The following is a 10687-nucleotide window of genomic DNA, read 5'->3' as shown; positions in this document are numbered from 1 at the left end:
CCGACCGCGCGCGCGGCTGCGCAGGCGACCGTCAGACCGCCCACCGAGGGATGCGACCCCGCGGCGTACGCCGCGCAACCCAGGCACGCGACGTCGGCGAATCGGTTGATCAGCGACCAACTGAAGGCCGTGGCCAGGTCGCGCCGGCTCAGGCTGACCGACTCCAGCTGGCAGAGCATCTTCCGCCACTTGGCCAGTCCGACGTCGGCCGGCCTGCCGCGCAACGCGTTGAACCGCCCCAGCACCCGGCAACCAATCCCTTCGATCAGTTCCGGTCGTGACGCCACCGCCTGGGCCAGCAGCAGCAGCGCGACGAATCCGCCCAGGGTGAACAGCAGCGAGAACGGGTTGTTCTTGGCGCCAAGGAAGAACGCGCCGCCGAGCCCCAGCAGCGCCAACCCCACCGCCTGTAGCACGCCCGACATCACCAGCTGCCAGGACGCGACCAACGTCGACGCGCCCCAAATCCGTTGCTGCCGAAGCAGAAACGTCGCGGCGAGTACCGGGCCGCCGGGCAATGTAGTGCTCAGCGCGTTGGCCGCGTAGTAAGCGGCTTCGGACCGCAATTTGTTGACCCGCACCCCGGCCGCCACCAGCAGGGTCCGCTGAACCTCGGCGAAGCTGTGCATCAACAGGACGGCCGCCAGTGCGGACGCCAGCAGCCACCACCACTTCGCCGAGTAGAGGCTGCGGGCGGCCTTGGCCAACTGGTCCCATACCAATGCCACTTCGACGGCCAGCACGATCGCGACGACGGCCAGGGTGACCCAGCGTAGCCACCAATACTTGTTGCGGGCATGCTCTTCGAGCTGTCCGTTGACGTTGTCGGCCGCTGCGCCATGCGACACGTGTTCAGCGTAGCCGCGCAGGTCGCGCCCGGATCGCTGCGCGGCACAGGTGTCCGAACTGTTTTATCCGCATGTGACCTGTGCGCTGACGATTAGGGTGGGCACCATGCCGTCGAGGGCCGCCGCCGATTACGCCGACTCGGTAGAACCGATCGTTCGCAAGACCGCAGCATGGGCCTGGCGGTTGCTGGTGATCCTGGTCGCGCTGATAACGCTGCTGTGGGTCATCAAGCGGCTGGAAATCATCGTTGTCCCGCTGCTGCTCGCCTTGATGTTGAGTGCGTTGCTGGTTCCGATCGTCGACTGGCTGGACCGCCGCGGCGCGCCCCGCGGCGGCGCGCTCGCGCTGGTGCTACTGGCCGGCTTCGCGATACTGGGCGGCATCATGACGTTCGTCGTCAGTCAATTCATCGTCGGTGTACCGGATTTGGTCAAACAGGTGACCCGAAGCATCGACACCGCAAAGAAGTGGTTGATCGAGGGACCGCTGCATCTGAGCCGCCAGCAGATCGACAATGCCGGCAACTCCGCGGTCCAAGCGCTGCAGAACAATCAGGAGAAGTTGACCAGCGGCGCCCTGTCCACCGCGGCCACCATCACCGAAATCGTCACGGCCGCACTGCTGATGTTGTTCACGCTGATCTTCTTCCTCTACGGCGGTCGCAACATCTGGCACTACGTGACCAAGATTTTCCCCTCCGACCACCGGGAACGGGTACGCGCCGCGGGCGTCGCCGGGTTCGGCGCGCTGACCGGCTACGTGCGGGCCACCTTCCTGGTGGCGCTGGTCGACGCGCTGGGCATCGGCACCGGGTTGGTCATCATGGGCGTGCCGCTGGCGCTGCCACTGGCCTCACTGGTGTTCCTCGGCGCTTTCATCCCGCTGGTGGGTGCCGTGCTCAGCGGCTTCCTGGCGGTGATAGTGGCGCTGCTCGCAAAGGGATTCGTCTACGCGCTCATCACACTGGGCCTGCTCGTCGCGGTGAACCAGCTCGAAGCCCACATCCTCCAGCCGCTGGTGATGGGCCGGGCGGTGTCGATTCATCCGCTGGCGGTGGTGGTGGCGATCTCGACTGGCGGCGTGCTCGCCGGCGTCGTCGGGGCACTGTTGTCCGTCCCGACCGTCGCGTTCTTCAACAACGCGTTCCAGGTGTTGCTGGCCAAGGATCCCGAGGCCGCTGCCGAGGAAACCGAGGACAACGAGGGCTCGATCATGCAAGTCGAGCCGGACGAGTTGGAATCCAAAAGCTCGTAGCCTGAACCGAATTGGCCGCTACATGCGCCCTTCGCGACGCAGCAGATCCGCGGCGCTGAGTCCACCGCCGCGGCGCGGACGGGGCCGGTCGGGGTTGTCGCCGCGAGCATTCATCTTCTCGGTGGCGACCTCGGGGTCATTGTTCTCCCGCGGCGGGGTCGGGATCGCGGTGGTGGCGTCCGCGGCTTCGGCGGGCGGCGGGCCCGACGGTTGCTCGCGCGGAACCTGCAGCGCCCGGGTCTCGTCCGCGGACGGCTGCGGCGGCGGTGTGGGGCCGGCGCCGCGCGGGTCGCCGGTCTTCCCGCCGCGCAAGTCGCTGAGCCAGGACTCGATCTCGCGGTCTTCCCCGCGAGCGGGTGGCGGAGGACCCTGCGGCGGAGCGGGCGGACGGCCGGTCGGCGTCTTCGGCTGCGCCGAGAAGCGAGTCGTCGGAGCCTCTTTCGGCTCGGGCCCGCCCGGAGCCGGCATTCTCGTGGTGCCGGCGGCCGATGGTGCGGCCGGTGTCGGCGGCCGGACGTCGGGCCGGGGCGGGGGCGCAACCGGCCGGCTCGGCCGCGGCGCACCGTCGGCACTGGGATGCGTGGGGTCGTGCGGTGGACGGGGTGTCACCGGCGGTCGGGTGGCGGTCGCCGACCGAGAAGACCGGGGCCGCGGCGACGGCAGCTTGCGCTCGTCGGGCAGGTGAATCTCACCGAGCCCCAAGCGATTCTGCAGGCGCTTCATCCACATCGGCGCCCACCAGCAATCGTCGCCGAGCAGCTTCATCACCGCGGGCACCAGGAACATCCGGACGACGGTGGCGTCCAACAGAAGTGCGGCCATCAGACCGAACGCCAGATACTTCATCATCACCAGGTCGGAGAACACGAACGAGCCGGCGACCACGGCGAGCACCAACGCCGCCGCGGTGATCAGGCGACCGGTGGTCGCCGTGCCGATCCGGATGGCCTCGGCAGTGGACATGCCGCGTGCTCTGGCTTCCACCATGCGCGAGACCAGGAAGACCTCGTAGTCGGTGGCCAGACCGAATCCGACCGCGACGACCAGTGCGATCAGGACGACCATCAACGGTGTCGGCGTGAAATTCAGCCAGGTGGAGAAATGCCCGTCGACGAAGATCCAGGTCAAGATGCCCAGCGTCGAGCCCAGCGTCAGCGCGCTCATCACGGCGGCCTTGATCGGCAGCACCACCGATCCAAATGCCAGGAACATCAACAGCATCGTCGTGGTGAGCAGCACCACCAGCATCAGCGGCGCCTTGTCGAACAAGCTGTGGATGCTGTCTTGCTCAAGCGCCGGAACGCCGCCGACCAAGACGGTCAAGCCTCTCGGTGGCGTGATCGATCGCAGCTCAGCGAGCTTTTTGGCCGCGTCGTTGGCTTTCGACAGACCGTTCTGGATCACCCGAACCGAGTCGTTCTTGGGGTGGCTGGCATTCGGTCCTGAGACGCACGGGTTGCCCTCGATGGTCGGGCAGGCCCGCTCCTGCCAGGTCGTGTCGGTGAATCCGCTGATCGACGCGGCGTCGTTGCGGATCTCGGCGACCTGCTGGTCGGTGACCTTGCTGTGGTTATTGCTCTCGATCACCAGCGTCAGCTGGTTCGTGCGATAACCGGGGAACAGTTTGTCGAAGTTCTCCTGCGCCAGGCGTACCGAGTTGTCCGGCGGCAGGTACTTTTCGCTCATGCCGCCGAAGGAGAGGTTGTGCAGCGGGATGACCAGCGCGATCATCCCGATAATGATGGGGAGGGCGAAGACCAGCGGCCGCCGCATGACGACGTTGACCAGCTTGCCCCAGAACCCGGCCTCCACCTCTTCGCGGGTCTTGGTCTTCTGCAGCCGATCGGCCAGCCAGTTCAGGAAGGCCCGCGACGGCTTCCAGTTCGCCAGGAAAGGTATCCGGAATAGGGTGCGCACGCCGAGGGCATCGACGTGCTTGCCGAGGATCGCCAGACAGGCCGGCAGCAGCGTGATCGACAGGATCGCGGCCAGCGTCACCGAGATGATCACCGCGTAGGTCAGCGACTTCACGAAGCCCTGCGGCAACAAAAAGAGGCTCGACGCAGACACCGCAATCAGGACCGCCGAGAACACCACCGTGCGACCGGCCGTCATCATCGTGCGGCGGACCGCGGCCTCGGTGTCGTATCCCTCGGCGATCTCCTCACGGAAACGGCTCACCACGAACAGCCCGTAGTCGATCGCGATACCGAAACCCATCATGGACACGACTGGCTGGGCGAAGAAACTCAGCGGCCCGAACATCGTGATCAATCGCAGGATGCCCAGCGAGCCGGCGATGCTCAGTCCACCGACCATCACCGGCAGGGAGGCCGCGATAACGCCACCGAACACCAGGAACAGCACCACCGCCACCAGCGGCAGCGCCAGCACTTCCATGCGCTTCTGGTCAGTCGCAATGGTGCCGGTCAGTGCGTTGGCGATCGGCTCAAGGCCGGCGAGTTGGACCTGGCCGCCGTTGAGCTTCTGCAGGCTCGGCTCGATGTCCTTGTAGTTGGTCAGAATTGTGTCGTCGTCGTTGCCTTTGAGCGGGATGCTGACGAAGGTGTGCTTGCCGTCCTCGCTGGCCATCCCCTTGATGACGGGGTCGGTGCTGGTCGGCGCGGCCAGCCAGCCGGCCCAGCCGACGACCTGGTCCGAATGGTCTTTCTTGAAGGCGTTGAGTTCGGCGACGATCTTTTTCTGCCACGCCGGGTCGTTGACCGACTTGGGTGCGGTGAAGGTCGCCACGATGTGGCTGGTTCGGTCGCGTCCGTAGGTGTTGTCGGCGAGTACCGATGCCTTGACCGACTGGCTGCCGTCGTCGTAAAACCCGCTCTGCGTCACGTGCTTGCCGAGGCTTATCCCGAAGAGGCCGCCCAGCAGGCTCAGTGCCACCATTACGCCGATCACGATGAACCGGTAGCGATATACAGTTCGACCCCACCAGGCGAACACGTAAGCTCCTTACTGGATCTGCGGCGACCCGCGCAATAGTTTTGAGTTGTCAGACACGCGAGGTCAGCAACGAGGACAGCGGCCGGAACGGTTGCAGCCACGCCCCCTGGTCAGGCAGCGAATCGAGGCCGATCCGCGGCAGTGGCTCCCGGAACACACCGGTGATGTCCTCCAGGTCGACAAACTCCAAGGTATCCGACGCTAGCGCCCAACTGGCATGTTCGCGAAATCCAAGTACCTGGACGGGTACGCCGCTATGCGAGATTTCCTCGAGCGGCAGCCGGAATGCCTGGCCATCGGCGGACGCGACCATCAGCGCCGCCAAACCCTCCTGTGAGCGCTGGGCGATGTGCTCGAGCATGTCGCTGTCGACGTCGCTGTCCTCGTCGAGCTTGGGCTTGGCGAAGACCGCGAATCCGACGTTGCGCAGTGCATCGACCCACGGCCGCACCACATCGGCGCTGCCGGCGGCGATGTTGGTGAACACCGTGGCTTCCGGTTCGGCCGACACATCGTCCCGGTCGACTGCCACTTCGGCGGTACGGGCCAGCAGCCAGCGGCCGAGCGCGTCGAAGCGAGGCCGCTCCGTCGCGGTGGGACGCCGGCCGAGGATGGATCCCAACCCCATGTCCAGGTTTGGCGCATCCCAGACCAGAAGTACCCGACGGGCCGCCGGCGCCGCGTCGGCAGCGGGGTCGCCGGGCAGCCCGACCGGGGCGGCGGGTTTTTCTTCAGTGAGGCTCATGGTCAGCGTCTTTCCCAGAGGAATTCGGTGACGGCGCTGCCGGCAACGTGCGCCTTCCCCTCGTATTTCGTAACCGGACGGACGACGGAGATCGCCGTGTCGGCGTCGGCATCCAGCCTGGTCAGCCTGGGTTCGGCGGCGCCCACCTCGGCGATCTGCTCGGCGTAACCGGCATGGTCGGTGGCGGCGTGCAGTACCCCGCCCGGCCGCAACCGGTCGGCGATCGTGGCCACCGTCTCCGGCTGCAGCAGCCTGCGCTTGTGGTGACGGGCCTTGGGCCACGGGTCCGGAAAGAACACCCGGACCCCGCTCAGCGAGCCGGGGGCGATCAGGTGGTCCAGCACATCGACGGCATCCCCGCGGATCAGCCGGATATTGGTGACACCTTCCCGGTCGATGCCGGACAGTAATTGGGCCAGCCCGCGCCGGTACACCTCGATCGCGATCACGTCGACGTGCGGCTCGGATTTCGCCATCGCTAGCGTGGAAGTTCCTGTGCCACAGCCGATTTCAAGGACAAGTGGAGCGTCGCGGCCGAACCAGGCGTGGGTGTCCAGCGGTTCGGCCGGGGCTTCGCGGTCGTGCCCAGACGTGGCGACGTAGCCGAGCTCGGGCCACAGCCGCTCCCAGGTCCGCTGCTGGGCCGCCGACAACTGCGAGCGCCGGGTACGGAAACTGGTCGTCCGGCGGTAGCCGCCGACGCCACGTTCCGCACGCAGGTCGGAAGAAGGTGTCGGCGGTGTGGCCGCGTCCACCCAGGGTTGCGCGCGCATCCGTTCATCGTTACCCATCAACCCATCATGTTGCCGCCCGCGCGGCAGATTGATACCCAACAGTTGCCTTGGACTGGTATTGGGTGACTCGCTTCCCAGCGGTGCAAATGTCACCATTCGACCGACAAACCGGTGGTCCTACGCCGTGATCGGCGGCTACTCGGCCACAATGGGGCGTTAGCGGCAACTACGACCCGGATAGGGGCATCCGATTTTCGTCGAAGAGCTGGAACGGTTTGCGGCGGAGGTTTCCGACCCGCGCTGCACCGCGATCGCCAGGCGGCTTGCCACCCCGTTGCGGGTGGCGGTATCGGGACGCCGCGGTGTCGGCCGTCGCACGGTCGCGCGCGCACTGGCCCAGGCCGGGAGCCTTCGCGGCACGATGACGCTGACCACCTCTTCGGCTGCCGACGTGGACCTCTACGTTCTCGCCGACGCGGTCAAACCCGAGGACCGCGCCGCGATCGGAGCGGCCAGGCGGCCGCTGCTGGCGGTGCTGAACAAGGCAGACCTGATCGCGACCACCGAATCCGGCTGCCATCCGCACGGGCCGACCACCGCGGCCAGGGCCCGATGCGTGCGACTGTCTGCCCCGGCCGCCACCTCGATACAACCGGTGGTGGGCATCCTCGCCGTCGACGGCCTGGACGACGCCCTGTGGTCTGCGCTGCGGGCGCTGGCCGACGGGCATCCCGTCGACGCTGAGTCGCGCCGCCGGCTGATGGACACCCTCGACGCGTTCGGTGTCGCGCAGGCGAGCGCCGCGATCCGGCGTGGGGCGACCCGTGCCGACGTCGTAGCCCTGCTCCGGAACCTGAGCTGCATCGACGAGGTCGTCGACAAGATCGAGGCGCTCGGCGCGCCCGCGCGCTACCAGCGGGTGCTGGATGCCGTCGCCGAACTGGAGACGCTGGCCGTCACCGACCGGCGAATCCGCGAGTTCCTGTCCCGTGACGACACGGTGGTCGCCCGGATGATGGCCGCGGTGGACGTCGTCGAGGCGGTTGGAATGGACGTCGACCGCGGCGACACGGCTGCGGCGCATCTTCGCCGCGCCGTGCACTGGCAGCGCTACCGCCGGGGGCCCGTCGCGGCTACCCACCGCGCCTGCGGCGCCGACATCGTCAGGGGTTCGCTGCGACTGTGGACGCAGGTCGGAGGCGCGGTGTGACCAAAAAACCAGGCAACGACGCGGTCACCGAGGTGGACAAGTTGGTGGCGGCGATCGGCCCGCACCTCGACGTACCGAACATCGAGCGCCTGGACGCCGTCATGGTCACCGGACCGTGGCTGGCCGGGGTGACGAGCGTGGTCGCCGCACTCCGCGAGCGGCTGCCGAAGCAGAAGTTCGTCGAGTCAGCGGACCTGGAAGCCGGCGAAGCACCGACGTTGGTGGTGTTCGTCGTCTCGGCGGCCGCCGCGTTGACCGAATCCGACTGCGCGCTGCTCGACGCGTCGATGGCCGAGACCGACGCGGTGATCGGCGCGGTGTCCAAGATCGACGTGCATCGAAACTGGGAAGCAGTCCTGGCCGGCGACCGCGAGGTGCTGGGGTCGCACGCTGCGCGTTACCGCGACGCGCCGTGGGTCGGGGTCGCCGCGGCGCCCGAATCCGGTGAACCGCGGATCGACGATCTCGTTGCCGCGGTAACGGACAAACTCGCCGACAAAGACCTTCCGCGGCGAAACAGGTTGCGGGCGTGGAACTCTCGACTGCAGACCATTGCCGGCCGATACGATCGCGATGCCGATGGCGCGGGTCGGCGCGCGCGGGTCGAGGTGCTGCGCGAGCAGCGCAGCGCGATCCTGCGGCAGCGACGGCTGTCCAAGACCGAACGCACGATCGCGTTACGCAGCCAGACCCAGCAGGCCCGGGTTCAGCTGTCGTACTTCGCGCGCAACCGCTGCACCTCGGTCCGCTCCGAGCTGCAGGAGGACGTGGCGAGCCTGACCAGGGCCAAGCTGCCGGAGTTCGAGTCTTACGCGGGTCGGCGCCTCAACGAGGTGGTCACCGAGGTAGACGATGGCACCACCACGCAACTGGCCGACGTCGCGGAGGGGATGGGCCTGACGGTCGACCCGCCGGCGCCGGCTTCACTCCCGACAATCGACCTGCCGGCGCCCCAGCTGAAGTCGCGGAAGCTGGAGACCCGGCTGATGATGCTGGTGGGCGCCGGCTTCGGGTTGGGGGTGGCGCTGACGCTGAGTCGGCTGCTGGCCGATCTGACGCCCGGGCTGACGGTGGCCGGGGCCGTCGCGTGCGCAGCGATCGGACTGGCGCTGACGGTCTGGGTGGTCAGCACCCGTGGGCTGCTGCGCGACCGCGCGCTGCTCGACCGCTGGGTCGGCGAGGCGACCGCGCAACTGCAGTCCGCGGTGGAGCAGCTGGTGGCCACCCGGGTGCTGGCGGTGGAGTCGTCGCTGACCGCCGCGCTGGGCGAGGAGGACGAGGGCGAGAGCGCGCGGGCCGCCGCGCAGGTCGGCGTCATCGACACCGAGCTGCGTGAGCACTCCGTCGTTGGTGCGCGGGCCGCCGCGCTGCGTGGGCGGGAAATGCCGACCCTGCGGGCCGCCATCGAGGCGGTGCGGGCGGAACTCGGCGAAGCCATCGAGCCCGAGGACAACGCCGATACTCCGTCCGACGACGCGGGGGCACCGTCCGAGACTTCGGTGCCTTCCGCTGAGGATGACGAGGAAATTGACGAAAGTTCGCCGACAAATACCGCCGACAACGTGTTCTGAATCGTTCCTGTGAGTTAACCAATACAGCCTCGACTTTTTATGGGTATACACCTCGCGATAACCTGTGTGGAGGCCGCCGCAAACTAGCCGCGCAACACGCACAACCGCGACTGCAGGAGATTTTGATGACTTCAGCGACCGTTCCTGGTCTGGATACCGCCCCGACGAACCACGAGGGGCTGCTGTCCTGGGTGGAGGAAGTCGCCGAGCTCACCCAGCCGGACCGGGTGGTCTTCGCGGAAGGCTCTGACGAAGAGTGGCAGCGGCTCGCCGACCAGCTGGTCGAGGCCGGCACCTTCACCAAGCTCAACGAGAAGAAGCACAAGAACTCCTACCTGGCGCTGTCGGACCCGTCCGACGTGGCGCGGGTGGAGTCGCGGACCTTCATCTGCTCGGAGCGCGAAGTCGACGCCGGCCCGACCAACAATTGGAAGCCGCCGGCCGAGATGCGGGCGACCATGACCGAGCTGTACCGCGGCTGCATGCGCGGGCGCACCATGTGGGTCGTCCCGTTCTGCATGGGCCCCCTCGGCGCCGACGACCCCAAGCTCGGCGTGGAGATCACCGACTCCGAATACGTCGTCGCCTCGATGAAGGTGATGACCCGAATGGGCAAGGCCGCGCTGGAAAAGCTCGGCGATGACGGCTTTTTCGTGAAGGCATTGCACTCGATCGGCGCTCCGCTGGAGCCCGGCCAAAAAGACGTGCCGTGGCCGTGCAATGACACCAAATACATCACGCACTTTCCCGAGACCCGCGAAATCTGGAGCTACGGATCCGGTTATGGCGGAAATGCGTTGCTGGGCAAGAAGTGTTATTCACTGCGGATCGCCTCGGCGATGGCCCACGACGAGGGCTGGCTCGCCGAGCACATGCTGATCCTCAAGCTGATCTCGCCGGAGAACAAGGCGTACTACTTCGCCGCCGCGTTCCCGTCGGCCTGTGGCAAGACCAACCTCGCGATGCTGCAGCCCACCATCCCAGGCTGGCGCGCCGAGACCCTCGGTGACGACATCGCCTGGATGCGATTCGGCAAGGACGGCCGGCTGTACGCGGTCAACCCCGAGTTCGGCTTCTTCGGCGTCGCACCGGGCACGAACTGGAAGTCCAACCCGAATGCAATGCGCACCATCGAGGGTGGCAACACCGTCTTCACCAATGTCGCGCTGACCGACGACGGCGACGTGTGGTGGGAAGGTCTGGAGGGCGAGCCCGATCACCTGATCGACTGGAAGGGCAACGACTGGATCCTGCGCGAAACGGATACCAAAGCGGCGCACCCGAACTCGCGCTACTGCACTCCGATGTCGCAGTGCCCGATCCTGGCCCCGGAGTGGGACGACCCGCAGGGCGTGCCGATCTCGGG

At 67.1% G+C, this 10687-nt stretch carries 8 protein-coding genes; 4 read left to right on the top strand and 4 right to left on the bottom strand.

The window, feature by feature from the left end:
* On the bottom strand, positions 1–848 hold an 848-nt coding region (locus VGH54_RS04090), incomplete at its 3' end, for a YbhN family protein (RefSeq protein WP_331510659.1).
* 106 nt (positions 849–954) lie between these two features.
* On the opposite strand from VGH54_RS04090, the gene VGH54_RS04085 reads away from it, so the two are divergent.
* Positions 955–2103, top strand: coding sequence for an AI-2E family transporter (locus VGH54_RS04085; RefSeq protein ID WP_331510658.1), 1149 nt, complete (start codon positions 955–957; stop codon positions 2101–2103).
* An 18-nt stretch (positions 2104–2121) separates the two neighbouring features.
* Here the strand turns inward: VGH54_RS04085 and VGH54_RS04080 are convergent, their stop codons facing one another.
* The 3 genes from VGH54_RS04080 to trmB are packed head-to-tail and all read right to left on the bottom strand — an operon-like array spanning position 2122 to position 6597.
* Complete coding sequence (locus VGH54_RS04080) at positions 2122–5061, bottom strand: MMPL family transporter (protein WP_331510657.1); 2940 nt, start codon at positions 5059–5061, stop codon at positions 2122–2124.
* 49 nt (positions 5062–5110) lie between these two features.
* Positions 5111–5806 (bottom strand): NYN domain-containing protein, encoded by a 696-nt coding sequence (locus tag VGH54_RS04075; RefSeq protein ID WP_331510656.1) that lies wholly within the window; start codon positions 5804–5806, stop codon positions 5111–5113.
* Between the two features lie 2 nt (positions 5807–5808).
* Entirely contained in the window at positions 5809–6597 is a 789-nt protein-coding gene (gene trmB / locus VGH54_RS04070) for a tRNA (guanosine(46)-N7)-methyltransferase TrmB (RefSeq protein WP_414688635.1), read from the bottom strand.
* Between the two features lie 193 nt (positions 6598–6790).
* Here trmB and VGH54_RS04065 point away from each other — a divergent pair, with 193 nt between their 5' ends.
* The 3 genes from VGH54_RS04065 to VGH54_RS04055 form a co-directional block, all read left to right on the top strand.
* Positions 6791–7750 (top strand): hypothetical protein, encoded by a 960-nt coding sequence (locus tag VGH54_RS04065; protein ID WP_331510660.1) that lies wholly within the window; start codon positions 6791–6793, stop codon positions 7748–7750.
* Positions 7747–9321: a hypothetical protein gene (locus VGH54_RS04060; RefSeq protein ID WP_331510655.1), complete on the top strand. Its 1575-nt coding sequence runs from the start codon at positions 7747–7749 to the stop codon at positions 9319–9321. The genes VGH54_RS04065 and VGH54_RS04060 overlap by 4 nt, the downstream gene beginning before the upstream one ends.
* Positions 9322–9446: 125 nt before the next feature.
* A partial coding sequence (locus tag VGH54_RS04055; RefSeq protein WP_331510654.1) for a phosphoenolpyruvate carboxykinase (GTP) occupies positions 9447–10687 on the top strand: 1241 nt, incomplete at its 3' end.

Origin of the sequence: Mycobacterium sp., assembly GCF_036488105.1 — a bacterium.
Lineage (GTDB): Bacteria > Actinomycetota > Actinomycetes > Mycobacteriales > Mycobacteriaceae > Mycobacterium.
The sequence above is the reverse complement of the archived record's forward strand: the minus strand, read 5'-3'. Positions and strand labels throughout refer to the sequence as shown.